We start from the raw sequence: 24,232 nt of genomic DNA, 5'->3' as shown, positions 1-24,232 counted from the left end.
ACCAAGCCTAGAGGAGAACGGGCGATCGCACGCCCGGCAGCTTCACGGGAGTGGTGTGAAGTCAGGGAGGCGCGTGCCCACGCCGAGCAGTTGTTCGACCGCCGCCACCACGCGCTCAGCCGCCCTTCCGTCGCCGTAGGGGTTGACTGCTGTGGCCATGGACGCGTAGTGCTCGTCGTCGTGGAGGAGCGCGGTCACACTGTCGACGATGGCATGCTCGTCCGCACCCACGAGGGCGACCGTCCCCGCCGTGACGGCTTCCGGCCGCTCCGTGTTCTCGCGCATGACGAGCACAGGCTTCCCGAGGCTCGGGGCTTCTTCCTGCACCCCGCCGGAATCGGTCAGCACGACGGCGGCCAGCGACAGCAGCCGGGCGAATTCCCCGTAGGCGAGCGGTTCGGTGAGGATCACGTTCTGCCGGTCCCTGAGGGCGGGGACGATGGCCTCCCGCACCACCGGATTCATGTGCAGGGGGAGCACCACGGTGAGTTCCGGCTCGTTCTCCGCAATTCGGGCGATCGCACGCGCCATGCCGCGCATCGCTGCTCCCTGGTTCTCCCTGCGATGGGTGGTGACCAGGAGGATCCTGCGACCGCTTCCCACCAGCGCCTCCAGCCGCGGATCCGAGAACGGGTGGTGGTCCCGGACCACCTGCAGCAGGGCATCGATGACGGTGTTCCCGGTGATCGCGATGTCTGCGGCAGCGATCTTCTCGTCGAGAAGATTCTGCCGGCTGGTGCTGGTCGGGGCGAGGTGCAGTGCCGCGATCTGCGACGTGATCCTGCGGTTCGCCTCCTCCGGGAAAGGGGACTGGAGGTTTCCCGAGCGGAGACCCGCCTCGAGGTGCACGACGGGGATCTGCCGGTAGAACGCAGCGATCGCCGCTGCCGTCGAGGTGGTGGTGTCGCCCTGGACCAGCACCGCTGCGGGCGGGTCGTCGCGGAGGAGTGGGCTCAGTCCGTTGATCGTCCTCGTCATGATGGAGTGCAGTTCCTGGCCCTGCTCGAGGATGTCGAGATCGTGGTCGGGCCGGATGCCGAAGAGGGTGTTCACCTGGTCGAGCATCGCCCGGTGCTGGCCGGTCACGGTCACGCGGACGTCCAGCGTCGTCGTCCTCCTGAGCGCGGTGAAGACCGGTGCGATCTTGATGGCCTCCGGACGGGTCCCGAAGACGAGCATGACAGTTTTCAATTCATCCCCCGAGGCGGCGACTGGGCAAAGGCCGAGTATAGGCGGTGGGGTGGCTGACCGGCTCGACGGGGCGGGGGAGGCGGGCCGGACGGGAACGGGACTTCTCGGAATCATCGCTGTGATCGTCAGGACCTCGACGTACCGTGGGGATATGGCCACGTCCGATCCCTCGCTCGATCCCGCCCGGGCGCCCGGTCGCATCGCTGCGCCGCCCCCCTCGTCGCCCGACGGCGCGGTCGCCGGGCCGCTGGTCGGTGCCACGACGGAGAATGCCGTGCTCTCGAGGATCCTGCCCCTGTTCCAGCAGGGCGCGGCCGCCCTGCTCGGGCCCGGCGACGACGCCGCTATCGTGGCGTCCCCCGACGGCAGGACGGTGATCAGCATGGACACGCTCGTCGAGGACCATGACTTCCGCCTGGTCCGGCCGAACGGCTTCCGCACCACCGGCTACGACGTCGGCTGGAAGTCAGCGGCACAGAACCTGAGTGACATCAACGCCATGGGCGGTTCGGCGACCTCCCTGGTGGTGAGCCTCACCCTTCCGCCGCAGACACCCGTGGACTGGGTGGAGGACTGCGCCCGGGGACTCGCCGCAGCCATCCGCGGTCTCGGTGCCGCCGGCTGTTCCGTCGTCGGCGGGGACCTCGGCGCCGGAGCGCAGCTCGTCATCACGGCGGCCGTCACGGGGACACTGGGAGGCAGGGCGCCGGTGCTCCGATCGGGGGCGCGACCAGGCCACCTCGTCGCCGTGACCGGGATGCTCGGCCGCGCCGCCGCAGGCCTCGCGATCCTCGAGGACGGCCGTCCCGTCCAGGACTTCGGCCCGCTGGGGGAGGATCTCGTCGCAGCCCAGCTGCGCCCGCTCCCGCCGCTCACCGCAGGCCCCGCCGCTGCCGACGCCGGGGCGAGCGCGATGCTCGACATCTCCGACGGCCTCGTCCGTGACGCCGGGCGGATCGCCACCGCCAGCGGGGTGCACCTGGACCTCGACCCCGAGGCCCTCCTGGACCATGCGGATCCGCTCCGGCCGGTCGCCCGGCTGCTCGGTGTCGACCCGATGGAGTGGGTCCTCGGCGGCGGCGAGGACCACGGCCTGCTCGCCACCTTCCCGCAGGATGTTCTGCTGCCACCCGGTTTCACTGCGGTAGGCTCGGTGAGGCCGGGCAGTCCGCTGGTGACTCTGGCGTCGCAGGCGACAGCTCTCAGGGGATGGGACCACTTTGCACACTAAGATCACCGCCAACGCCGTGGCGATGAAGCGTTGGTTGAGCAAGGCCGAGGAATCGCTCGGGAACCACAGTGACCGCCTGAACGCCATCAACATCTTCCCGGTGGCGGACGGGGACACCGGCACCAACCTGTACCTGACGGTCCGCTCCGCCGCCCGCGCCGCTCATGATGCCGACACCGCGGACCTGGGTGAACTGCTGGCCGTCGCCGGTCGGGCGGCGATGGAAGAGGCCCTGGGGAACTCGGGCACCCTGTTCGCCGTCTTCCTCTCCGCGTTCGCCGAGCCGCTCCACGGCACCAGCCGGCTGACCTGCACCCTCCTCGCCTCCTCCCTGCACCGCGCCCAGATCCGTAGCTGGTCCGCTCTCAGCGACCCCGTGCCGGGCACCATGCTCTCCGTCCTCGAGGCGAGTGCGAGGGGTGCCGCCGAGACGGCCGCGGGACACGCATCGGATGACAGCAACTCGACGCTGGCGCTCACGCTCCGGGCCTCGGTCCAGCACGCGCTGCAGGCCGTGGTGAACACCGAGAGCCAGCTCGGGCCCCTGACGGACGCGGAAGTGGTCGACGCCGGCGGTGTCGGCTTCCTGCTCATCCTCGACGCCCTGCGAGCTGCAGCCCTCGGCGAGGAGCTGCAGGACGAGCTGCTCGACGGCCTGCACGGCTACGACATCCAGTCACCCCACATCCACAACGGGGGAGACGCGGACGGCGTCGAGGTCATGTGCACCATCAACCTCAGCCCCCTGGATGCCGCAACGCTCAGGCTCCACCTGGACGAACTCGGCGACTCGGTCATCATGAGCGCGGTCACGGCGGTCGAGGAGGGCTATCGCTGGAGGATCCACGTGCACGTGCCGGACGCCGCGCCGGCCCTGGCCCTCATCCACGAGGCAGGACATCCCGTCAACATCTCCGTGACGCAGCTCGCGGTGCCGGTTCCGGGAGCCGAGGCCGGTGAGTCCTGACGCGGCGCGGTCCACGGCCGCCTCGGAGCTCGATGCACCTCTCGACCGCCATCTGGGCCCCGTCGCGAAGCTGCTCGCCAAGCACTTCTCCATCACCACGGTGGGCGAGCTGCTGAACCACTTCCCCCGCACCTACCTCAAGCGCGGGGAGTTGACCCCCATCGCGGAGGTGCCGGTGGACGAGGAGGTGACGCTGATCGCCCGCGTGCAGTCCGCGAACTCACGGCGGATGCGCACGCGCAAGGGCATGCTGCTGGAAGTCGTGATCACCGACGACGCCGAGGGCGGCATCGGTGCGATGAGCCTCACCTTCTTCAACGGCTACGGCGCGGAGCGCGATCTCCGGCCCGGTGTCCGGGCCATGTTCTCCGGCAAGGTGACGGTCTACCGCGGGAAGCTGTCCCTGACGAATCCCGCCTACGTGCTGCTGGACGAGGGCGACGGCGACCCCGAGTACGTGAACCGCCCGATCCCGGTCTATCCCGCGGTGGAGAAGCTCGGCAGCGAGCGCATCGCGATAGCGGTCGGGACGATCCTGGACACGTTGCGACTCACGGACCTTGACGATCCCGTCCCCGCGTCCATCGCCCGCCGCGACAAGCTGATGAGCCTCGCGACCGCCTACGAGCTGGTGCACCGGCCGCAGCAGGTCGAGGATGCCTACAGGGCGCAGCACCGCTTCCGCTACCAGGAGGCGTTCGTGCTGCAGGCGGCTCTCGCGCGGCGCAGGGCTCTGGCGGCGAGGGAGGACGCAACCGCCAGGCCGGCGCGAGCAGGCGGACTGCTCGACCAGTTCGACGCGCGCCTCCCGTTCACCCTGACGCAGGGTCAGCTCGACGTCGGACGGACCCTCGCCGACGACCTCGCCCGCGACCACCCGATGAACCGGCTGCTGCAGGGTGAGGTGGGCTCGGGCAAGACGCTGGTGGCGCTCCGGGCCATGCTGCAGGTGATCGACGCCGGTGGACAGGCCGCGCTGCTCGCGCCGACCGAGGTGCTCGCAGCCCAGCACCTCCAGTCGATCACGCGTACGCTCGGACCGCTGGCCGAGGGCGGGATGCTCGGTGGCTCCGCGGACGGCACGCGCGTGGTCCTCCTGACCGGTTCGATGAGCACGGCCCAGCGTCGGACGTCCCTCCTGGAGGCTGCCTCCGGCGACGCGGGGATCATCATCGGCACGCATGCGCTGCTCTCCGACAACGTGCAGTTCTTCGACCTCGGCCTGATCGTGGTGGACGAGCAGCACCGGTTCGGCGTGGAGCAGCGGGACTCCCTGCGCACCAAGGCCCGCACCTCTCCCCACGTGCTCGTGATGACGGCCACCCCGATCCCGCGCACCGTGGCGATGACGGTGTTCGGGGACCTGGAGACGTCGACGCTCTCCGAGCTTCCCGCGGGCAGGAGCCCGATCGCGACGCACGAGGTCGGGCTGACCGAGCACCCCGCATGGATCGACAGGATCTGGGCCAGGGCCCGCGAGGAGATCGACGCCGGCCGCCAGGTGTACGTGGTGTGCCCGAAGATCGGCGACGAGGGCAGGTCCGAGGAGGATGTCGCTGCTCCGCTCTACGGGGACCCGGCGCCGGAGAAGGCCCCCGGCGGCCAGCAGGAGCTCACGAGCGTCGTCGGCCTGTCCGACGACCTGGGCGCGGTCCCGCAGCTGCAGGGCGTGACGCGGGGGATGCTGCACGGGCGGATGGATCCCCAGGACAAGGCCGATGTCATGGCGCGTTTCGCCGACGGCAGCGTGCAGCTCCTCGTCGCCACGACGGTCATCGAGGTGGGCGTCGACGTGCCCAACGCGACCCTCATGGTGATCATGGACGCCGACCGCTTCGGGATCTCGCAGCTGCATCAGCTGCGCGGGAGGATCGGCCGGTGCGGCCACGCCGGCACGTGCCTCCTCGTGACGAAGCTCGAGCCCGAGCACCCCAGCCGCGAGCGGCTCTCCGCCGTGGCGTCCACGACCGACGGCTTCGAGCTCTCGCAGAAGGACCTCGAACTGCGCCGGGAGGGCAACATCCTCGGCGCGTCCCAGTCGGGTGGCCGGTCCGCCCTGCGGTTCCTGAAGATCACCCAGCACGGGAAGGTGATCGAGAAGGCGCGGACGGACGCCCAGGAGGTCGTCGGGGAGGATCCGGACCTCGAGGGATACCCCGGCCTGGCACTGGCCATCGAGCTGTACCTGAACCCCGAGAAGGAAGCCTTCCTCGAGAAGGGCTGAATCAGTATCGCTCCGCATCCGAGGATGTAGGGTTTCGATCATGACGCAGATACGGATCGGGGACGCGGCCCGCTATCTCGGTGTCAGCGATGACACCGTCCGACGCTGGATCGACGGCGGCATCCTCGCGAGCACGAAGGACCCTGCGGGGCGGCTCGTGGTGGATGCGTACGAGCTGGCGACGCTCGCTCACCGCAACGCCGTGCTGCCGGGTGATCCCTCCGACATCGGGCGGTCCGCGCGCAACAGGTTCGTCGGGATCGTCACGGACGTCCTGCAGGACACGGTCATGGCGCAGGTCGAGCTGCAGTGCGGCCCGCATCGCGTGGTGTCGCTGATGAGCAGCGAGGCCGTCCGGGATCTCGGGCTGGAGAAGGGATCGATCGCCATCGCCGTCATCAAGGCCACCACCGTCATCATCGAGACCCCGGGAGGGAAGGCGTGATCATCGCCCGCCTCGCGCCGGGGGTCCGGAGCCACGGACGGGACGCCCGCCGCGGCCGCCCCGGGCGGACCCCGGGGCGGCAACTGTGTGCGGTACCGGCCGCCGTCGCCAGCATCGTGCTCCTCCTGACGGGCTGCGGCGGAGCCCGGGATGCCACGGGCGCCGGAGGCTCCGCCGCGGCGAACGGCGCGGAGATCGACGGGAGCATCACGGTGTTCGCCGCCGCCTCCCTCACCAGCACCTTCACCGAGCTCGCCGGGCGGTTCGAGGACGGGCACCCCGGCACTGAGGTCCGGCTCACCTTCGCAGGATCCTCCGACCTCGTGACGCAGATCGTCGAGGGGGCGCCGGCCGACGTGTTCGCCTCCGCCGACACCCGCACGATGCAGCGGGTGTCCGACGAGGGACTGCTCGCCGGGACCGCGGTCGATTTCGCCACGAACACGCTCCAGCTCGCGGTCCCGGCCGACAACCCCGCGGGAATCTCGTCCCTCGCCGATGCCGCGCGCCCCGGCGTGAAGACCGTGGTCTGTGCCGAGCAGGTGCCCTGCGGAGCCGCCGCCGTGGCCGTGGCCGATGCCGAAGGCGTGGACCTGGACCCGGTCAGTGAGGAGTCCTCCGTCACCGACGTGCTGGGCAAGGTGACGTCGGGGGAGGCGGATGCCGGCCTGGTGTACGGGACCGACGTCCGCGCTGGAGGGGGATCGGTGCTCGGCATCGACCTGGCCGAGGCGGGGGCGGGAGCCACCACCTACCCCATCACCGCCCTCGCGGAGAGCCCGGAGGCGGTCACGGCGCAGGCGTTCGTCGACTTCGTCACGGGTCCCGAGGGCCGAACCGTCCTGACGGCGGCTGGTTTCGGTGCGCCCTGACGCCGCACGAGCGGCCCGGCCAGGGACGGCCAGGCCCGTGAACACGGCTGCCCTCCCGCGCTGGGTGGTCGCTGCCGCCGTCGTCGGCGCCGTGTTCGTGGTCCTCCCCCTGGCGGCCATGACGCTGCGCATCGACTGGCCCCGGTTCATCCCGCTCGTGACGTCCGAGGGGGCCCGGGCCGCTCTCCTGCTCAGCCTCCGCACCTCGGTGTCCGCCACGATCCTCTGTGTGCTGTTCGGTGTGCCGCTCGCGCTCGTCCTCGCGAGGACCTCATTTCCCGGCCGACGGTTCGTGCGGTCCCTCGTCCTGCTGCCCCTCGTGCTGCCGCCGGTGGTCGGGGGTATCGCCCTGCTCTACACCTTCGGTCGGCGCGGACTGATCGGGAGCGGCCTCGCGTCCCTGGGGATCGACGTCGCCTTCTCCACGACGGCCGTCGTGCTGGCCCAGGCGTTCGTCGCCCTGCCGTTCCTGGTGCTCAGCCTCGAAGGAGCCCTGCGGACCGTCGGGACCCGCTACGAGGCCGTCGGCGCTACGCTCGGCGCCGGCCGCTGGACGGTCCTCCGGCGGATCACCCTGCCGCTGGTGCTCCCCGCACTCGTCTCCGGCGCGGTCCTCTCGTTCGCCCGGGCGCTCGGCGAATTCGGCGCCACCCTGACGTTCGCCGGGAGCCTCCAGGGCAGCACGCGGACGCTCCCGCTCGAGATCTACCTGCAGCGGGAGACAGATCCCGATGCGGCCGTGGCCCTGTCCCTCGTCCTCGTGGTCGTCGCCGTCGTCGTGGTCGGCGTCGCCCACCGCGTCCGCCCGCTCGGCAGTCTCGATCCGCGGAGCACGGCGTCGCCGAAGGCGCCGGCCGCCGCGCCGGGGCGGGTGGACTGATGCGGCTGACCTTCGCGGGGGCACTGCCAGAACGCGGCTTCGACGTCGCGTTCGATCTCGCCGAGGGTGAGACCGTCGCGGTGCTCGGTCCGAACGGGGCCGGGAAGTCGACCCTCCTCGGCCTGCTCGCCGGTCTCCTGGCACCGTCGGCGGGCCGGGCGACGCTGGGCGGGGATGTCCTGTTCGACGTCGGGCCCGGGCGGCGCGTGCTCATCGAGCCGCGGCGCCGGGGCGTCTCCCTCCTCGCACAGGAGGCGCTGCTGTTCCCGCACCTCTCCGTCCTCGAGAACGTGGCCTTCGGTCCGCGCAGCCGCGGCCTGTCGCGGGCCGAGGCGCGCGCCACCGCGTCCGCCTGGCTCAAGCGGGTCGGCACACCCGAACTGGCCGGGCGCAGCCCCGGACGGCTGTCCGGCGGTCAGGCCCAGCGGGTCGCGATCGCCCGGGCCCTGGCCACGGACCCGGCGCTGCTGCTGCTCGACGAACCACTCGCCGCCCTCGACGTCACCGTCGCGCCCGCGATCCGCACACTGCTCCGTGAGGTGCTGCAGGGGCGCTCCGCCGTGATCGTGACGCACGACGCGCTCGATGCCTTCCTGCTCGCCGATCGCGTGCTGATCCTGGACGGCGGCCGTGTCGTCGAGGCCGGGCGGACCATGGAGGTCCTGACGCGGCCCGTGACAGCGTTCGGTGCGCGGCTGGCCGGACTGAATCTCCTCCTCGGCCGGCGGACGGAGACGGGGTTCACGGGCGCCAACGGTCTGGTGGTGCCGTGGGAGGGTCCGGGACGCGCGGGCGAGGAGTTCGCACTCGCGATCCGTCCCGCCGCGGTCTCGGTCGCGCGACCCGGTGGTCCTCCCGCCGGGACGGATCACGGGACGGATCACGGGGCCGCCTCGGGAACGAGCCGCGTCACGGCCATGGTCGACGACATCGAGCATCGCGGTGAGGCGATCCGGGTCCATGCCGCCGGGATGGCCGCTGACCTGGCTCCTGCAGACGCCGTCGCGATGGGTATCCTCCCCGGCTGCGCCGTGGAGGTGTCGCTCCGCCATCAGGACGCCGTCGTCTACGGCCTTCCCGCTGCGCCGGACGCCGGGAGGGGACCGGCCGGACGGGCGACGGGCGATAGAGTCGGAGGATGACGCGCATCATCGCCGGAGCCGCGGGCGGTTCGACCCTTGCCAGCGTGGAGGGGAACGGCACCCGGCCCACCACGGACCGCGTGAAGGAGGCGCTCTTCTCCCGGCTGGAGTCCTACGGCGTCCTGCACGGCGCGCACGTCCTCGATCTGTACGCCGGATCGGGCTCGCTCGGGGTCGAGAGCGCCAGCCGTGGGGCCGCGACCGTGGACCTGGTCGAATCGGCCGATCGCGCGGCGCTGGTGGCGCAGAAGAACGCCGATCTGGTGAACCGCGTCCTCGGCTGGACCGCCGTCCGGGTGCACAGGTCGAAGGTGGAGACGTACCTCGATCGGGTGGCGCCGGAACTGACCTGGGACCTCGTCCTGATGGATCCGCCCTACACGGTGGACGCCGACGGGGTGATCGCCGTGCTCGCGGCCCTCGCGTCACGCCTCGCGGAGGGAGCCGTGGTCGTCGTCGAGCGTTCGGCCCGATCACCGGAGCCGTCCTGGCCGGGCGGGCTGGAGCGCTTCTCGGAGAAGAAGTACGGCGAGACCCGCCTCTGGTTCCTGGAGCCGGCGGCGTCCTGACCCGTCACCCACGGGTCGGGCAGGGGCACGGCCTCCGGTCGTGGCGGGGGCGTTCGGGCTCCCGAGGGCGCGGTACCGGTTCGCACGCCGGTACCGCGCCGGTATCGGGGGTGTCAGGCGCGGCGGCGCGTACGGACGAGAGCGGTGGCGCCGGCGGCGAGGCCGAGCAGTCCGGCGACGAGGCCGATCCAGCCGACGGCGGAGACCGAGCCGGTGTCCGTGCTGGCTGCGGCGGGCTCGGCGTCGATCGCCTCGGGGGTCTCGGCCGCAGCACCGTGTGCGCCGTGCCCGTCCTCGCCCTCGACCGCCGCGGTGGTCAGGAACGAGGGCGCCGGCTTCTCGGGCTCCTCCGCGCCCTCGACGACCTCGTCGTCCCACTCCACCACATCGCCGTCCGTGTAGGACTGCGTGGCAGGCAGCATGACCGTGGTGCCGGCCTCGGGGAGCCGGCCCACGGAGATCGAGAAGGTCTGGTACTCCTGCTGCGAGATCTCGGCGCCCGGTTCCGCCGTCCACACGACCGAGAGGGGGGCCTCTGTCAGCGTCGCGCCGTCGGCGGTGGTGACGGGCTCGGGCAGCGCCCCGGTGACGACTTCCGCCGTCCATCCCTCCACGGGCTTGACCCGTACGGACGTGAACGGCTGCTCGGTGGGCAGCTGGACCTCGAGCTTGTTCGTCGCAGCTGTCTCTGACTCGTTGGGGACGCTGAAGGTGAGCTGCGAGTAGCCGTCCTCGGTGGTCGATGCGGGCGCGACGCTGACGTGCGCGCTCGCCGCGCCGAGGCCCAGCGCCATGAGGCCGGCCGTGGTGAGCGCGACGGCGGAGGTCGAGAGGGTGCGGCGATTCCGCAGGGATGTGTTCGACATGGTGGAGCCTTCCAGAGGTGCGCCCGATCCACCGCGAAGGGCGGTCTGATCTCGGGCAGCGGGTGATGGGGGATGACGGGTCGGTGACCGCCCGCAAGCCCCTGTCCCTGTGGAGGACGCGGCTCAGGCGGTCGAGGCGGCGGGCGACGGCGGCCCGCGCAGCGGGGGGACTGCGCCGTACACGGTGGACGGAGCGACGGGCGTCGGCACGAGGACGACGGCGGAGCGGTGCGGGGTCGCGGGCAGGGGGATGACACCGGCGCCGGTGAGAAGAGGTCGGAGCCAGGCTCGGAGCAGGGTGGCGGCGTGATCGCTCGTCGCCACGGCCGCCGCGAGGACGATCGTCGCGACAGCGTGCAGGAGCAGCATCAGGGCGCCTCCGGTAGCTCCCGCCATCCCGTCCTGCGTGACCGGCGAACAGGCCAGCTCGAAGGCGGCGTGGTGGCCCGGCATCGCCGAGGAGCTCTGGCAGACAGCGGGCACTGCGGTCAGGGAGAACAGGCTGTGCAGCAGGGCCTGCCCCGCACCCATCGCGAGGAGGGCGGACCGGAAGGAGACGGTGCGCCGCGCGAGCGCCATCATCGGCAGGAGCAGGAGCACGCCGAGCAGCAGGATGACTCCGGGCGCCGGCACATGACCGGCGGCGAGCACATGCGACGCGGAGGAGACCGAGAGGATCAGGGAGACCAGCACCAGCGACCGGACATACGGAAGGGCAGGTGCAGTCATGACTGTTCCTCCCCCTCTCGTTCCCGTGCGTCGGCCGCGGCTTCGACCGTCGGGTGACGATCTCCTTCAGCGTACAGCCGTCGACCACCCCGATGATCTGCACATGATTCGGTCAGCTGTGCGCCACGGATGGGCGTTCGCAGCTCGCACCGCTCCCGGAGCGGGCGTCAGCGGTGGCACCTCACCTCGTGCCAGCGCACGGACGACAGGACGCGCCACCCCGGGGCTGACGCCGTGACGATCAGTCACGCGATGCCGTTCACCGAGGCCGTCCGTGGAAGGTCACGAGCATCCCCGGGCCGGCCGTGAGGGAGGCGCGGCGTGCCGGCCCCGGTGGCCGTTCACACCGCGGACCGGTGGACGCCGCCCGGGCGGGCCCGGAGCGAGGGGCACTCCGGGAGGTCGTCGGGCACGACGAGCGAGCAGGTGCCGGTCCGCTCCGTGAGCAGGGGATGCGCGGTGGGGCCGACGATGCCGAGGTTCCGCAGGGTGTCCACCCCCTCACGATCGATGTGCGTGGCGCCCGTCAGGTCGATGACGACGTTCGGCTCCTGCAGGATGCGGAAGCTGCGGTCGACGATCGGTACGAGCGCGCGGCAGCTGCCCCGCGTGAGGCAGCCGCGGACGTCGATACGCGCCCATCGGAAGTCGATGTCCAGCTTGATGGTGATGCTCAGCGTGTGCCGCATGGCTCCGGTCTCCCCAGGGTGGGACGGTCCCTCGCGCCCGGCTGCTCAAGCTCTTTCAGGCTAGTGACGGAAAGGGTGTCGCTGCCGGACCGGATCTTCCTTGACAGGAGGGCGACCGCCCGGGACCGCAGGCGCTGATCGAGGGCTACCGCGCGGGACGCGGCTCCCCGGCGTCGAACGCCTCCCTCGCCGGTCCGACCAGGACCGCGGCGGGGTGCGGGCCGGCCGCGAGCAGCGCGGCGGTCCATGACGCGGGCCAGGGAGCGGGACGGGCTGCCACGACGACGTTGCCCGCCGAGCTGCCGTCCACCATCCCGGCCTCGGTGAGGACCGCCGTCGATTCCGCGAGGGAGGACAGCTGCCGGCTCTGCGCCCGGGCGAAGGCGAGCGGCGGATCGTCGCCCACGTTGACGAGCACCACGCCGTCCGGTGCACAGACGCGCAGGAGGTGGGCCGCGAAGTCCGGCGAGGTGAGGTGGGCCGGGGCGTCCGATCCGGCGAAGATGTCCAGGACGACGGCGTCGAAGGATCCGTCGGCCTCCTCCAGCACGACATCGGCGGCGTCGCCGATCACGATGTCGCAGCCGGTACCGTCCGCGAGCGGCATCTCCGCGAGGACGAAGTCGATCAGCTCGGCATCGAGGTCGACGGCGACCTGCGCGGACCCGGGTCGCGTCGCGTGGACGTAGCGGACCAGGGTGAGTGCCCCCGCGCCGAGGTGGAGCACCCTCAAGGGTGCGCCGGGTGCTCCGAGCAGGTCGATCACGTGGGCGATGCGCTGGAGGTACTCGTAGAAGACACGGCCCGGGTGCGCGACGTCGACGTGGGACTGCTGGGCGCCACCGATGCTGAGGATCAGTGCGCCGTCGATGTAGGCGTCCTCGTCGATCTCCGCGTACGCACCCGCGACGGGGAGCCAGCGGGTCGGCACGTCGAATTCGTCGTCGCCGTCGGCGGCCTTCGGGCCGTCGTGGCCGGCCGTGGCATCCGGGACGTTCATACGCGGTCCCGGAGGGTGGCCAGGCGCCGGGCGCCCTCCTCGATCACGTCGAAGCGCTTGCAGAAGGCGAAGCGGAGGAGCGACCTCGTCCGGGCGGCGCCGTCCTCGTGGCAGAACATCGCCACCGGTATGGCGGCCACGCCGATGAGCGAGGGCAACCTGCGGGCGAGGGCCGTCGCGTCGTCGATACCGAGGGGGGACGCGTCGACCGTCGTGAAGAACGTCCCCTCGGGCTCGAACACCTCGAATCCCGCGGCGCGGAGTCCCTCGCCCAGGAGGTCGCGCTTCCGCCGGAGGGTGGCCGCCACGGAGTCGAAGAACTCGTCGGGCAGGCCGAGGCCCAAAGCCACCGCACTCTGGAAGGGAGTGCCGGAGGTATAGGTGAGGAACGTCTTGACGGTGCGCACCTGAGCCACGAGTTCCGCCGGCCCGCTGAGCCACCCGACCTTCCATCCCGTCACGGAGAAGGTCTTGCCTGCCGAAGAGATGGTCAGGGTGCGCGACGCCGCTCCGGGGAGCGTGGCGATCGGGATGTGCTCGGGGCCGAAGCGGAGGTGCTCGTACACCTCGTCGGTGACGATGATGGCACCGTGCCGCTCCGCCAGCCGGACGATCGTCTCCAGTGCCTCCCGCCGGAAGACGCTTCCGGTGGGATTGTGCGGGTTGTTGACGACGACGATCCTCGTGCGGTCCGTGAAGGCCGCCGCGAGCGAGGCGGCATCCGGCTGGAAGTCCGGCGCCAGCAGGGGAGCTGTCGTATGGGTGGCTCCGGAGAGGCCGATCACGGCGCCGTAGGAATCGTAGAAGGGCTCGAAGGTCAGCACCTCGTCGCCCGGCCCGGCGAAGGCGAGAATGGCCGCGGCGATGGATTCCGTGGCGCCGGTGCTCACGATCACCTCGGTCCGGGGATCGACGGTGAGCCCGTAGAAGCGCTCCTGATGGGCGGCGATGGCGTCACGCAGCACGGCGATGCCCTGTCCGGGAGCGTACTGGTTGGCCCCGTCGGCGATGGCCGACCTCGCGGCGTCGAGGATCTCCCGCGGCCCGTCCTCGTCGGGGAAGCCCTGCCCGAGGTTGATCGCCGCGTGCTTCTGCGCGAGGGCGGTGACCTCCTCGAAGATGGTGATCCCGAGCTCTCCGTCCCCGCCGAGCAGGTTCGCGCCGGCAGCGGTTCTCGCCCACGGGGCGGCCGGGCGGGTGGTGGGGAGGTGCGGAGAGGTTCGCTCGGCATCGGTGCTCATGCCACCAGTATCCCGGTGACGGCGGCCGAGGGGTGGACCCGGGAGCGGGACTCGGTACCGTGGAGGCATGAGCCGCGCCGTCTGCCCCGGATCCTTCGACCCCCTCCACAACGGACACATCGAGGTCATCGGGCGTGCAGCGAGCCTGTTCGACGAGGTGCTCGTCGCGGTGTCGACCAATTACGCCAAGAACTACCGCTTCTCCGGCGAGGAGCGCATCGCGTTCTGCGTCGACAGCCTCGCGCACCTGCCGAACATCCGCGTGGTCCCCATGGGCGCCGGCCTCCTGGCGGACTTCTGCCGCGAGAACGGAGCGACGGCGCTCGTGAAGGGCCTTCGCTCGAGCCTCGACTTCGACTACGAGCTGCCTATGGCGACGATGAACCGGCACCTGGCCGATGTCGAGACCGTCTTCCTGCCGACGGGCACCGACTTCGCCCACGTCTCTTCCACCCTGCTGAAGGAGGTGGCCGCACTGGGGGGCGACATCCGTCCGTTCGTGCCCGACGCCGTCCTCCGACGCCTCGTCGACCGGGTCTGAGGGCCGTTCGCCGGCGCGGTCTGTCAGACCCGGTTGGCGCAGACCGGACGGAGGACGGACGTAGCGAGTGCGATGCTCTCCTCGGTGAATCTCGCGATCCACTGCCCTGGACCGAGATCAGGGTGCGATGCAGCCATGGTGACCGTGGCTTTCGAACACTGGGAGATGTTGAGGTGTGAGCGCGTCACATGGTACGTCGAGGTGACGACGATGATGTCGTCCCAGCCGCGATCCCGGGACATGTCGCTGATGGATCGTGCTTCGCCGCGGGTGGTCAGCGGATCCGGGCGGAAACACGTGGTCCTCCGGGTCTCCGCTCCACACAGGGCGTCCGCCTGCGTGTTGCCCGGCAGGCCCGTCGACGACAGCACGAGGAGGGGTGCGGCGCCCGTGTCGACGAGATCCTGTCCCACCGCGAGGCGCTCGTCCGAAGCACCCGCCAGCACGAACACCGCATCTGCGCGACCCGTCTCGGCGAGAGGCGGGTTGTAGAAGAGCTCGTAGGCTGTGAGGAGCCACAGGACGAGCAGCACCGTGCTGAAGTGCAGAGTCCGGCGGAGCACCCGCGGGAGGCCATCCGGTGTCCCAGCAGGATGCGGAGGGATGGAAGGGCTGGTCACCCTCCGAGGGTAGACGTACGGCCGCGTTTTGGGCCTGCCGGTCCCATCGGGCTAGGATGGTACGTCGGTCATATGTTCTACAGGAGTCACCATTAGCAGCGATCTCAGTTCGCCCCTGACATTCAGTGTCAAGGATCTCGGACGCAGTCCGGGGAGCATGCGGACCATCGAAGAACATGTTCCGGCACCCAAGGATTTCGGCGTGGCGCTGATCGGCGTGCAGGAGGGCTCCGACATGGAGCTGGACCTGCGGTTCGAATCGGTCCACGAGGGAATCCTGGTGTCGGGAACGGCAAACGTCGAGGTGACCGGCGAGTGCGGCCGTTGCCTGGAGCCATTGCGGTTCGACCGCGACGTGGACCTCCAGGAACTCTTCTTCTACAGCGACTCTGCGTCGCTGTCGGTGGAAGAGGACGAAGAACAGCACCGGGTGGAGAGCGATTCCGTCGATCTGGAGCCCGTGCTGAGGGATGCGGTGGTCACTTCGCTGCCATTCCAGCCGGTGTGCCGGGAGGATTGTCAGGGCCTGTGTTCCGAGTGCGGAGCACGGCTGAACGACGATCCGGACCACCACCACGAAGTACTGGATCCCCGCTGGTCAGCCCTCGCAGGGCTGGCGGGCACTGCCGCCGAGAACGATGCGGCACCCAAGTCAGAGTCAGACGAGAAGGAAGAGAGTTAGCCGTGGCTGTCCCGAAACGGAAGATGTCCCGCGCGAATACCCGTGCACGCCGGTCCCAGTGGAAGGCAACCGCCCCCAGGCTGGTCAAGACCCTCGAGAACGGTCGCGTCACCTACAGCCTCGCCCACCAGGCCAAGGTTGTCACCGACTCGGCCGGCACCCCGCTGTTCCTCGAGTACAAGGGCCGCAAGGTAGCCGACGTCTGACATCGGTGCACCTTCCGCTGCCGTGCTCCGCGCAGCGGCGGAAAACGCCGGTCCGACGCGTGATCAGCTGATGCGGTCGTGAAGAATACAGAAGAACTCTCGAAGCGTCTCGGTGTCACTATCGACACCGAGACGCTTCGTCTTGCCCTGACGCACAGGTCCTACGCGTACGAGAAGGGCGGCATCCCCACCAACGAGCGCCTCGAGTTCCTCGGTGACTCGGTGCTCGGCCTCTCGGTGACGGACGCGCTGTACAGGGACAACCCGGATCTGTCCGAGGGTGAACTGGCGAAGCGACGGTCCGCCGTGGTCAGCACCAGGGCGCTCGCCGGCGTCGCCAGGGCACTGGACCTCGGCAGCTACGTGCTGCTCGGCCAGGGGGAGAAGCTGACCAACGGGCGGGACAAGGCCTCCATCCTCGCCGACACCATGGAGGCCGTGATCGGCGCCGCGTACCTGAGCCACGGCATCGAGACCGCCCGCGCCATGGTCATGCGCCTCATCGGTCCCCTCCTGCGGGACTCCGCCGTGCTCGGTGAGGGGACGGACTGGAAGACCCGGATCCAGGAGACGGCAGCGGGCAGGCGGCTCGGCGCCATCGACTACCAGGTCGACGGGACGGGTCCCGACCATGCGCGCACCTTCACCGCGCGTCTCGTCATCGGCGGGGTGGAGTACGGCGCGGGTGGTGGGCACTCGAAGAAGGAGGCCGAGCAGGCGGCTGCGGCTGCTTCGTGGAAGCTCCTCGCCGACGTTCAGGACGTGCCTGCGACCGTCACGGGAGCCGGCGACGTCGACGTGCGTCCTGCAGGTGTCGTGACCGGTCGCTCCGGCGGCGCGCGGAGGCACACCGACCACGCGGGGCTCCCCGAGCGCTCAGACTCCGACGACGGAGCATGAGTGCCTGAACTCCCCGAGGTGGAGGTGGTCCGGCGGGGACTGTCCCGCTGGGTCACCGGGCGGGCGGTCGAGAAGGTCGACGTCCTCGATCCACGATCCCTGCGTCGTCATGTCAACGGGGTCGAGGATTTCGTCGGCGACGTCACCGGCGCGCGCATCACCGATGTGGTGCGGCGCGGGAAGTTCCTCTGGATGGTCCTCGAGGATCCGGCGGCGGATGACGCCGCCCCGCCGCTGGCGCTGATGGCTCACCTCGGCATGAGCGGGCAGCTGCTCATCGAGGACGCAGCGGCGCCCCCGGAGAAGCACCTGAAGGTTCGCCTGGCCCTGTCGCGGGCGACGGGGGAGGACGGCTCCGCCCTGCCCACGGATCTGCGTTTCGTCGACCAGCGGATCTTCGGCGGGATGTTCGTCACGGGCTTCGAGCCGACACCGGACGGTCACCCCGGTGGGCTGGGGGGAAGCGACACCGCGCTCGTGCCCCACCAGGCCGCGCACATCGCCCGCGACCCCCTCGATCCGGCATTCTCCTTCGAGGAGTTCCACCAGCGCCTGCGCCGCCGTCGCACGGGGTTGAAGCGTGCCCTGCTCGACCAGGGACTCGTCTCGGGGATCGGGAACATCTACGCCGACGAGGCGCTGTGGGCTGCGCGCCTCCACTACGCGCGGCCCACGGAGACGATGCGCCGACCCGACACTCGGCGCATCGTGGACGCCGCCACCGAGGTGATGACCCGTGCCCTTGCCGCTGGGGGGACGAGCTTCGACTCCCTCTACGTCAACGTCAACGGTGCATCGGGCTACTTCGCCCGCGATCTCGAGGCCTACGGGCGTTCAGGCCGGCCGTGCCGCAGGTGTGCTGCAGAGGGACGGACCACGTTGATCCGGCGGGAGCATTTCATGAACAGGTCCTCCTTCTTCTGCCCCGTCTGCCAGCCCCGGCCGCGGAACGCGAGACCCTGAGCAGCGCCGGGACAGCGGCATCCGGCCGTCCGTGATCCAAACGTGACAAGTCGGGGATCACCGCGTACCGTTGAACCCGCGCCCGCTCCACCACGGAGGGGCGCCCCTCCTCTCTCTGCCTAACCCTGTCGATGAGGACGGACCGTTCGCTACACACATCGACAGGGGCGGGGGAACCGATAGCGGACCCACTCACGGGTCCTAGGGGTCAAGACGCGCGTGCACCAGCTCTGGGGCGGTGGTGCACGAACACCACGTCCGGATGTCCCATCCGAACCCGACAGCTAACTTCGTAGGCATTGGGAAAGGCATCAGCATGTCCAAGAAGAGCCATATCGCACGCCACCGGGCAGTCCCCACGCGTGTCAACCCCCTCGTCACCGCCTCACGGGCCGTCTCCGCGAGCGCCTCGATCGCCGGCAAGCCCGCCGCCGTCGTCGTCGCGGCCTCCGGCCTCATGCTCGGCGCGGCACTGCCCGCCAGCGCTTCCGGCGAGATCAGCGTCCAGTCGGTTCCCGTCCAGCAGGTCGTGGCCACCCCCGCCGCAGCCGGTACCTACACCGTCCAGTCCGGTGACACCCTCGGCAGCATCGCCGCGGCCCACGGCGTCAGCCTGGACACCCTGTTCTCGGCGAACGGCCTGGGCTACGCCTCGGTCATCTACCCGGGCCAGTCCATCGCACTCGGCGGATCCGCCGCTCCCCAGCAGCAGTACTCGGTGCAGTCCGCCTCGATCGTCGCCGCTCCCGCAGCAGCGCCCGTCGCCGCTCCCGTAGCCGCGCCCGTCGCCGCCCCTGTCGATGACGCGCCGACCTACAGCCTCCAGTCCTCGTCGATCGGCGCCACCGGCATCGTCGGAACGGCCATGCAGGGAGAGGGATCGGGCTACGTCTACGGCGGCACGGCCTTCGGTGGCTGGGACTGCTCGGGCTTCGTCCAGTGGGTCTACGCGCAGAACGGCATCAACCTCCCGCGCACCACGTGGTCCCAGTTCGCCGCCCTGCGCCCCACCGGCAACCCCCAGCCGGGTGACCTGGTGAGCCAGAACGGTGGGAGCCACGTCGGTATCTATCTCGGCAACGGCCAGATGATCAGCGCACTGAACCCGTCGCAGGGCACGCAGGTGCACCCCGTGTCCGTCATGTCGGTGGACGGCTACTACACCCGCTGATCGATCGGTCGGCCCACCCGGTCCGCGGTCACGCTGCGAGCCGAAGGAGTGGGGTCGAGCTCCAGCAGTGACGCCTGACGAAGGGCGGGATGCACAGCATCCCGCCCTTCGTCGTACCCCCGTTCCGACGCCGGCCGGCACCATGTCCGAGCGGTCGGGAGCGCCGTGCACGTCGAGCACGGGGCAGGCTCCGCAGGCTCCGGCCGCGGACGACGGCGCGTGCTCGGCGTGATGGAGGTCGGTCCGGCTGCCGGACGACCGGGCGGGTGGGACAGGAGTGCGCGAAGCCAGCGGGGGCAGGCGGTCTGCAGGCCGGTGTCAGGTCGAGTAGTGGCGGGCGAGCCGCTCGAACCCCTCGTCGATGCCGACCGCCGGACGCCAGTCGAGGACCGCCCTGGTGTGCCGCTGGTCGAACCAGTGCGCGGTCGAGAGCTGCTCCGCCAGGAAGCGCGTCATGGGTGGCTCCCCGGACCGCTCGAGGGCGGTCCAGAAGCGCTCGATCACGGCTCCCGCTCCCCGGGCGAGCGATCCGGGCACACTCCGGGTCGGTGGGGTCACGCCTCCCGCGCGGCAGATACCGGCCAGGAGCTCGGCGATGGGCCGGGGTTCGCCGTTCGTGACCACGAGTGACAGTCCCGCGGCGCGGTCCATCCGGACCAGGCACGCCACGATCGCAGCCGCCGCGTTGTCCACGTAGGTCGTGTCGATGAGGGCGGTGCCGGCGTCGAGCAGCGGGAGGCGGCCGGCGCGTGCCCGCTCCATCACGCGCTCCACGAGCTGCGTGTCCCCGGGACCCCAGACGATGTGGGGACGGACCGCCGCAACCCGGAAGCCACGGGTGCTGCGGCCGAGCGCCAGCAGCTCGGCGGCGGCCTTGCTCCGCGCATAGTGACCCCGCGCATGCGCAGGATCGGCGGGGCCTGCCGGTGCGCCGACCAGCGATGTGCCGTCATGCGCCACGGAGGGTGAGGAGACCTGGACGACGTCGGTGACGCCGGCCTGCTCCGCCGCGTTCAGGAGGAGGCGCGTCCCCTCGACGTTGATCCGGTGGAACTCGGCAGCGGGACCTGCGAAGGAGACCTTTGCGGCGAGGTGGATGACCGACGAGCAGCCGGCCACCGCGCGGGCTACGGCTGCGGGATCATCGACGGAGCCGAGGACCTCCTGGGTCCCGGCGATCCCCGCTGGGCGCCGCTGGAAGCAGCGCACCTCCCGCCCGGTGGACAGCACCTGCTGCGCCACCGCGCGGCCGAGCATGCCGCTGGCCCCCGTGACGAGGACCGTCACAGGGACCCTGCCCGGCCGCCCGAGAGGAACCGGCCGCTCCAGGCGGCCACGCGTGCGCGGTCGATCTTGGCATTGTGGCGGATGTCCACCGGCAGGGCAGGAACCTCGACGACGGCGGCCAGGTCCACTCCGCGCTCCCGGGCCACCTCGCGCGCCGCGGCCGCCAGATCGGGGGCGGCCAGTCGGGCCCGCTGGTCCGGTCTCCGCAGCAGGGACGAAGCGGACGCTCCGGCCCGCCGTCGGACCGGTCGCCCGGACGCTGCTGCCGCGCTTCGGGACGCTGCTGTCTCGAGGACGGCGACGACGGCCTGCGTGCCGGCCGGCCCGACGCCGACGACGGCGGCGAGGCGGACGTCGCCCAGCATCTCCAAGGCCTGCTCCAGGCCGACGGGCGTGAGGATCCCCGCAGCGGAGGTGATGACGTGGCCCAGGCGGCCCTCGACCCAGAGCCTGCCCTCGGCGTCGAGGTGGCCCACGTCCCCCGTGCGGTGCCACGGGTGCGTCCGCACGGAGTCCTGCTGTGTCCTCCACAGCCGGAAGTAGCGGTCCTTCACGTGCGGCGCGTCGACGAGGATCTCGCCGGTGACACCGGGGGCCGTGGTGGGCTCACCGGTCGCCGCGCCCGGAGCGGGCCGGTGTGGTCGGGCGCCGTGCCCGTGGTCCTGGACGTCCGGACCGGACGGGGCCAGCGGACTGATGGCGATGACCGCTCCGTGCACGGGACGGCCCACGCAGACACCGTTCCCTGCGCCGTCGAGCCCGGCGGCCGCCGCAGCGGCAGCCCGCCGGATGCCGCCGAGATCGGTGTCGGCGACGAGCAGGGATTCCGTCATGCCGTACGGCGTGTGGAGGGCGGCGGCCGGGACCAGGGCCTGGACCTCCTCCAGCAGCGGCACGGGGATGGGGGCTCCGGCCGAGAGCAGCAGCGAGATGCGCCCGAGCGCGGTCCGGCCGTCCTCCGACAGGGCATCCGAAGAGGCGAGGACGTTCCTGAGCGCCGCGGGGGAGGCGAACACGACGGTCGCGTCGATCGCCGCTGCTGCGTCGGCGAGGGCCTGCGCCGTCAGCGTGCGGGGAGCGGTGACGTCCATGTCCGGTGTCACGGAGGTGGCGCCGAGCGCCGGGCCGAGGAGGGCGAACGGCGCGAATCCCGCGACGAGGGATGCTCCGGGGCCGAGTCCGAGCGTGGCGCCGACGGTGTCCCGCATCGCCGAGAGCTGACGGTGCGTGTAGACCACCCCCTTCGCCGGTCCCGTGGAACCCGAGGTGAAGAGGATGGCGGCATCGGCGTCCGGCTCGGGCTGCACCCCGGCATCCGCCGTCGCACGCGCGGCCCTGAGGTCGCCCAGCGACGCATCGACCCGCAGGGCCCGCCGTCGTGCCGCGGTCAGGGACGTGGCGCTGATCCTGCGGCCCGGCCAGCGGAAGGCCCGCGCGGCGAGCAGGGCGCGTTCGATCCCGATGACGACGTCGGGTGCTGAACTGCGCACGGCGCGGCTCAGGCCGCGCGCGCCGAGGCCGGCGTCGGCGACGACGATGATCGCCCCGATCCGCAGGCACGCGTAGATGAGGACCGTGAGGTCGATCCCCGGCGGGACCAGGAGGCTGACGCGGCTGCCCGGTCCGTAGCCCAGGGCCGTGAGCCCGGCCGCCACGGCGGCGACGTCGTCGTCGAGGTCCTTCCACGACAGCGTCCTGGTTCCGCTCGGGGTGAGCTCGGCCACGGCTATCGTCCCGCTGTCCGGGCCCGACGCCAGATCCCGGAGGCGCCGGCCGAGCGGCGAGAAGGCCGGGCGTTCGTCCTGCCCGGCGGAGCGCGCGGATGCGGTGGTCTCCGCGTCGCCGGTCGGCACCGCGACGGAGCGCGCGGCGAGCCACTGCATGGCGGTGGTTGCCGTGTCCGCGTCCTCCTGCACGAGGTGGCTCGCGTGCTCGAAGCGGTGGATGTCCGCCTGGGGCAGCCGCTGGGCGAGGTCCTCGAGGTACGTGTCGGAGAAGACGGGATCGTGCGGGCCCCACATCATCAGCACCGGGACGTCGAGCGTCCGGATGCCCTCGGCGGTGGTGGTCAGTGCGGCGTGGCTCGGATGCGACGGATCCGCGGGTATGTCGGAGACGAAATTCGCAATGCCCCGACGATCGTCCGGCGTGCGGTAGGGCGCGCGGAACGCGCGGCGCACCGACGGGTCCAGCGCGGGCCGGGCCAGGGCCAGGGTCACGTCGAGGAAGGCCGTGGTGGTCCGCGTGCCCAGGCCGTGGACGCCCGGCGCCAGTGCCAGCCGCAGGGGAGCGGGGATGGAGCGGGCCGGATCCTGGTGGATGGCGGTGTTGGTCAGGATCACGCCGACGAGGTCCGCGCGGTTGCGTTCGGCGTAGCCGAGGCTGACGACGCCACCCCAGTCGTGCCCCACCGTCACGACGGGACCGTGCAGGCCGAGCGCCGCGACGAAGTCCTCGAGATCGGTGATGCGGTGCTCGAGGCGGCGGAAGACGCCGGTGCGGGCGGAGTACCCCATGTCGAGCTGGTCGACGGCGACGACGCGCCAGCCCTCCCCGAGCCCGGCCGCCAGGTAGGTGCGCCAGAGGTAGGACCAGGTGGGGTTGCCGTGGACGCAGAGCAGTGTCCCGCGGACGGGAGCGCCGTCGGCACCCGCGCCGTTGTCGAGGTAGTGCCAGCGGTGGTGTGTCCCGGGGGCGTCCGCCCCGCTGGTCGAGGGCACGTCGAGATACGCCGACCACGAGGGATCGACGCCGGGGAGTGCTACCACGCAATCTCCATCATCGACGTGTTGAGGCCGGAGCCCACGCCGAGGCACAGCACGCGATCGCCGGGACTGAGCGACTGCGCCTCCTGGGCGAGGGTCATCGGCAGCGACGCCGGGCCCACGTTGCCCCAGTGCGGGAAGGTGATGGGCACCCGTTCGCGCTCCAGGTCGACGGCCTTGATGATGGCGTTCGTGTAGGAGTTGGAGACCTGGTGCGTGACGTAGCGGTCCATGCCGTCCCAGTTCCAGCCGTCCGTCTGGGCTTCGTGCCACGCCGTGACGACGAGCTCCAGCCCGCCGTCGAGCAGTCCCTTGGTGTCGGTGTACATGCCGTCGATGCCACCGATGCACAGCTCGTGGTGCTGGGTCCCCGCGCGGGACACCCCGCCGAGGATCCGGTGGGAGCCCGGGTGGAGGTCCGCCGGGCCGATCACCGCGGCGGCGGCGCCGGAGCCGAGGGTGAGCGTGGCGAACTCGGCGAGGAAGTCCTCGCGGGTCGAGTCCGCGCGGTTGAGGCGGTTGAAGGTCGCCTCCTGGGTCCGCTGGGCGTCCTCGCCGGCGACGATCAGGGCGTACTTGATCTGGCCGGAGTCGATCATGTTGGCCGCCAGCGTCATGCCGTTGACGAAACCGAGGCAGGCGTTGGCGAGGTCGAAGTTCATCGCGGAGGACGGCAGGCCCAGGGAATGGTGGATCTTCACGGCCACCGAGGGCTCGAGGTTCCGGCGGGTTACCGAGGTGTTGATGAGGAGCCCGACGTCGCCCGGCTCGATCCCCGCCTCGGCCATCGCTTTGGCGCCGGCCTCGATGGCGGCATCGTCGAAGTCGGACCCCGGGGACCACCAGCGCCGCTCGGTGACACCTGCCACGCGCTCGAGGAGCCGCTTGGAGAGCCGAAGCCTCTTGAGGCTGGGTGCCAGCCGTTCGTCGAACTCTGCGGAACTGACGACTACCGGCGCCTCCACACTCGTGACGGCGAGCAAGGCCGTGTTTTCATGTCGAAACGTCGCGTTACCGGTCAAATTTCCTGCCTCGTCAACTGGTCAGCGCC

24 protein-coding genes and 1 riboswitch are annotated in these 24,232 nt (G+C 71.1%); of the genes, 14 read left to right on the top strand and 10 right to left on the bottom strand.

Annotated elements, in window-relative coordinates; translation table 11 throughout:
- Positions 1–42: 42 nt before the first annotated feature.
- Complete coding sequence (gene wecB / locus NVV32_RS09550) at positions 43–1,179, bottom strand: non-hydrolyzing UDP-N-acetylglucosamine 2-epimerase (protein ID WP_422389992.1); 1,137 nt, start codon at positions 1,177–1,179, stop codon at positions 43–45.
- A gap of 163 nt (positions 1,180–1,342) precedes the next feature.
- Between wecB and thiL the strand changes: the two genes are divergently transcribed.
- The 8 genes from thiL to rsmD all read left to right on the top strand — a co-directional run bounded on the left by thiL (position 1,343) and on the right by rsmD (position 9,521).
- Positions 1,343–2,422, top strand: a complete 1,080-nt coding sequence (thiL, locus tag NVV32_RS09545; protein ID WP_422389991.1) for a thiamine-phosphate kinase — start codon at positions 1,343–1,345, stop codon at positions 2,420–2,422.
- A 22-nt stretch (positions 2,423–2,444) separates the two neighbouring features.
- On the top strand, positions 2,445–3,389 hold the full coding sequence (locus NVV32_RS09540) for a DAK2 domain-containing protein (protein ID WP_422392029.1): 945 nt from the start codon (positions 2,445–2,447) through the stop codon (positions 3,387–3,389).
- Positions 3,379–5,613, top strand: a complete 2,235-nt coding sequence (locus tag NVV32_RS09535; RefSeq protein WP_422389990.1) for an ATP-dependent DNA helicase RecG — start codon at positions 3,379–3,381, stop codon at positions 5,611–5,613. The genes NVV32_RS09540 and NVV32_RS09535 overlap by 11 nt, the downstream gene beginning before the upstream one ends.
- Before the next feature lie 40 nt (positions 5,614–5,653).
- The gene (locus NVV32_RS09530) at positions 5,654–6,058 is read left to right on the top strand and encodes a TOBE domain-containing protein (RefSeq protein ID WP_422389989.1); all 405 of its coding nucleotides are present in this window, start codon (positions 5,654–5,656) and stop codon (positions 6,056–6,058) included.
- 83 nt (positions 6,059–6,141) lie between these two features.
- On the top strand, positions 6,142–6,930 hold the full coding sequence (modA, locus tag NVV32_RS09525; RefSeq protein ID WP_422392028.1) for a molybdate ABC transporter substrate-binding protein: 789 nt from the start codon (positions 6,142–6,144) through the stop codon (positions 6,928–6,930).
- 37 nt (positions 6,931–6,967) lie between these two features.
- The gene (locus NVV32_RS09520; protein WP_422389988.1) at positions 6,968–7,810 is read left to right on the top strand and encodes an ABC transporter permease; all 843 of its coding nucleotides are present in this window, start codon (positions 6,968–6,970) and stop codon (positions 7,808–7,810) included.
- Positions 7,810–8,952, top strand: a complete 1,143-nt coding sequence (locus tag NVV32_RS09515; RefSeq protein WP_422389987.1) for a sulfate/molybdate ABC transporter ATP-binding protein — start codon at positions 7,810–7,812, stop codon at positions 8,950–8,952. Before NVV32_RS09520 ends, NVV32_RS09515 begins: the two co-directional genes overlap by 1 nt.
- Positions 8,949–9,521: a 16S rRNA (guanine(966)-N(2))-methyltransferase RsmD gene (gene rsmD, locus NVV32_RS09510; RefSeq protein WP_055773271.1), complete on the top strand. Its 573-nt coding sequence runs from the start codon at positions 8,949–8,951 to the stop codon at positions 9,519–9,521. The genes NVV32_RS09515 and rsmD overlap by 4 nt, the downstream gene beginning before the upstream one ends.
- 113 nt (positions 9,522–9,634) lie before the next feature.
- Here the strand turns inward: rsmD and NVV32_RS09505 are convergent, their stop codons facing one another.
- From NVV32_RS09505 to NVV32_RS09485, 5 genes are all read right to left on the bottom strand, one after another.
- Positions 9,635–10,387 carry a YcnI family protein gene (locus tag NVV32_RS09505; protein ID WP_422389986.1) on the bottom strand — a complete coding sequence of 251 codons (753 nt, stop codon included), beginning with the start codon at positions 10,385–10,387 and terminating at the stop codon, positions 9,635–9,637.
- Between the two features lie 123 nt (positions 10,388–10,510).
- Positions 10,511–11,116 (bottom strand): hypothetical protein, encoded by a 606-nt coding sequence (locus NVV32_RS09500; protein WP_422389985.1) that lies wholly within the window; start codon positions 11,114–11,116, stop codon positions 10,511–10,513.
- Positions 11,117–11,457: 341 nt separating this feature from the next.
- The gene (locus NVV32_RS09495; protein ID WP_055773274.1) at positions 11,458–11,805 is read right to left on the bottom strand and encodes a hypothetical protein; all 348 of its coding nucleotides are present in this window, start codon (positions 11,803–11,805) and stop codon (positions 11,458–11,460) included.
- A 145-nt stretch (positions 11,806–11,950) separates the two neighbouring features.
- The gene (locus NVV32_RS09490; RefSeq protein ID WP_422389984.1) at positions 11,951–12,805 is read right to left on the bottom strand and encodes a spermidine synthase; all 855 of its coding nucleotides are present in this window, start codon (positions 12,803–12,805) and stop codon (positions 11,951–11,953) included.
- Positions 12,802–14,046: an aminotransferase class I/II-fold pyridoxal phosphate-dependent enzyme gene (locus tag NVV32_RS09485; protein ID WP_422389983.1), complete on the bottom strand. Its 1,245-nt coding sequence runs from the start codon at positions 14,044–14,046 to the stop codon at positions 12,802–12,804. Before NVV32_RS09485 ends, NVV32_RS09490 begins: the two co-directional genes overlap by 4 nt.
- Before the next feature lie 67 nt (positions 14,047–14,113).
- On the opposite strand from NVV32_RS09485, the gene coaD reads away from it, so the two are divergent.
- Positions 14,114–14,587 (top strand): pantetheine-phosphate adenylyltransferase, encoded by a 474-nt coding sequence (gene coaD / locus NVV32_RS09480; protein WP_422389982.1) that lies wholly within the window; start codon positions 14,114–14,116, stop codon positions 14,585–14,587.
- Positions 14,588–14,610: 23 nt separating this feature from the next.
- Here coaD and NVV32_RS09475 read toward each other — a convergent pair whose 3' ends face one another.
- A complete protein-coding gene (locus NVV32_RS09475) occupies positions 14,611–15,150 on the bottom strand; it encodes a YdcF family protein (protein WP_422389981.1) in 540 nt (179 codons plus the stop codon).
- Between the two features lie 172 nt (positions 15,151–15,322).
- On the opposite strand from NVV32_RS09475, the gene NVV32_RS09470 reads away from it, so the two are divergent.
- The 5 genes from NVV32_RS09470 (at position 15,323) to NVV32_RS09450 (ending at position 19,129) form a co-directional block, all read left to right on the top strand.
- On the top strand, positions 15,323–15,889 hold the full coding sequence (locus NVV32_RS09470) for a YceD family protein (protein ID WP_055773283.1): 567 nt from the start codon (positions 15,323–15,325) through the stop codon (positions 15,887–15,889).
- Positions 15,890–15,891: 2 nt separating this feature from the next.
- Positions 15,892–16,095 (top strand): 50S ribosomal protein L32, encoded by a 204-nt coding sequence (gene rpmF / locus NVV32_RS09465; RefSeq protein WP_055773285.1) that lies wholly within the window; start codon positions 15,892–15,894, stop codon positions 16,093–16,095.
- Between the two features lie 78 nt (positions 16,096–16,173).
- Positions 16,174–16,995, top strand: a complete 822-nt coding sequence (gene rnc, locus NVV32_RS09460) for a ribonuclease III (protein ID WP_422389980.1) — start codon at positions 16,174–16,176, stop codon at positions 16,993–16,995.
- Positions 16,996–17,958, top strand: coding sequence for a bifunctional DNA-formamidopyrimidine glycosylase/DNA-(apurinic or apyrimidinic site) lyase (gene mutM, locus NVV32_RS09455; protein ID WP_422389979.1), 963 nt, complete (start codon positions 16,996–16,998; stop codon positions 17,956–17,958).
- A gap of 137 nt (positions 17,959–18,095) precedes the next feature.
- Positions 18,096–18,272, top strand: a riboswitch (cyclic di-AMP (ydaO/yuaA leader).
- Between the two features lie 2 nt (positions 18,273–18,274).
- Positions 18,275–19,129, top strand: a complete 855-nt coding sequence (locus NVV32_RS09450; protein WP_422389978.1) for an NlpC/P60 family protein — start codon at positions 18,275–18,277, stop codon at positions 19,127–19,129.
- 318 nt (positions 19,130–19,447) lie between these two features.
- Here NVV32_RS09450 and NVV32_RS09445 read toward each other — a convergent pair whose 3' ends face one another.
- Genes NVV32_RS09445 through NVV32_RS09435 form a run of 3 tightly spaced genes read right to left on the bottom strand, consistent with a single transcriptional unit; the run spans position 19,448 to position 24,203 of the window.
- Complete coding sequence (locus NVV32_RS09445; RefSeq protein ID WP_422389977.1) at positions 19,448–20,416, bottom strand: NAD-dependent epimerase/dehydratase family protein; 969 nt, start codon at positions 20,414–20,416, stop codon at positions 19,448–19,450.
- Positions 20,413–23,184 (bottom strand): alpha/beta fold hydrolase, encoded by a 2,772-nt coding sequence (locus NVV32_RS09440; RefSeq protein ID WP_422389976.1) that lies wholly within the window; start codon positions 23,182–23,184, stop codon positions 20,413–20,415. The genes NVV32_RS09445 and NVV32_RS09440 overlap by 4 nt, the downstream gene beginning before the upstream one ends.
- Positions 23,178–24,203: a 3-oxoacyl-ACP synthase III gene (locus tag NVV32_RS09435; protein ID WP_422389975.1), complete on the bottom strand. Its 1,026-nt coding sequence runs from the start codon at positions 24,201–24,203 to the stop codon at positions 23,178–23,180. Before NVV32_RS09435 ends, NVV32_RS09440 begins: the two co-directional genes overlap by 7 nt.
- Positions 24,204–24,232: the final 29 nt, after the last annotated feature.

The organism is Arthrobacter sp. N1 (assembly GCF_048288285.1).
Lineage (GTDB): Bacteria > Actinomycetota > Actinomycetes > Actinomycetales > Micrococcaceae > Arthrobacter_D.
This window is presented reverse-complemented; position numbering and strand designations above follow the sequence as displayed.

What these genes read in the sequence shown, in the direction of transcription:
- NVV32_RS09485 (WP_422389983.1), bottom strand. Translation starts at nt 14,046, where the DNA reads ATGAGCACCGATGCCGAGCGAACCTCTCCGCACCTCCCCACCACCCGC.
- rsmD (WP_055773271.1), top strand. Translation starts at nt 8,949, where the DNA reads ATGACGCGCATCATCGCCGGAGCCGCGGGCGGTTCGACCCTTGCCAGC.
- NVV32_RS09530 (WP_422389989.1), top strand. Translation starts at nt 5,654, where the DNA reads ATGACGCAGATACGGATCGGGGACGCGGCCCGCTATCTCGGTGTCAGC.
- NVV32_RS09540 (WP_422392029.1), top strand. Translation starts at nt 2,445, where the DNA reads ATGAAGCGTTGGTTGAGCAAGGCCGAGGAATCGCTCGGGAACCACAGT.
- coaD (WP_422389982.1), top strand. Translation starts at nt 14,114, where the DNA reads ATGAGCCGCGCCGTCTGCCCCGGATCCTTCGACCCCCTCCACAACGGA.
- thiL (WP_422389991.1), top strand. Translation starts at nt 1,343, where the DNA reads ATGGCCACGTCCGATCCCTCGCTCGATCCCGCCCGGGCGCCCGGTCGC.
- NVV32_RS09515 (WP_422389987.1), top strand. Translation starts at nt 7,810, where the DNA reads ATGCGGCTGACCTTCGCGGGGGCACTGCCAGAACGCGGCTTCGACGTC.
- NVV32_RS09505 (WP_422389986.1), bottom strand. Translation starts at nt 10,387, where the DNA reads ATGTCGAACACATCCCTGCGGAATCGCCGCACCCTCTCGACCTCCGCC.
- NVV32_RS09495 (WP_055773274.1), bottom strand. Translation starts at nt 11,805, where the DNA reads ATGCGGCACACGCTGAGCATCACCATCAAGCTGGACATCGACTTCCGA.
- wecB (WP_422389992.1), bottom strand. Translation starts at nt 1,179, where the DNA reads ATGCTCGTCTTCGGGACCCGTCCGGAGGCCATCAAGATCGCACCGGTC.
- NVV32_RS09500 (WP_422389985.1), bottom strand. Translation starts at nt 11,116, where the DNA reads ATGACTGCACCTGCCCTTCCGTATGTCCGGTCGCTGGTGCTGGTCTCC.
- NVV32_RS09450 (WP_422389978.1), top strand. Translation starts at nt 18,275, where the DNA reads ATGTCCAAGAAGAGCCATATCGCACGCCACCGGGCAGTCCCCACGCGT.
- NVV32_RS09490 (WP_422389984.1), bottom strand. Translation starts at nt 12,805, where the DNA reads ATGAACGTCCCGGATGCCACGGCCGGCCACGACGGCCCGAAGGCCGCC.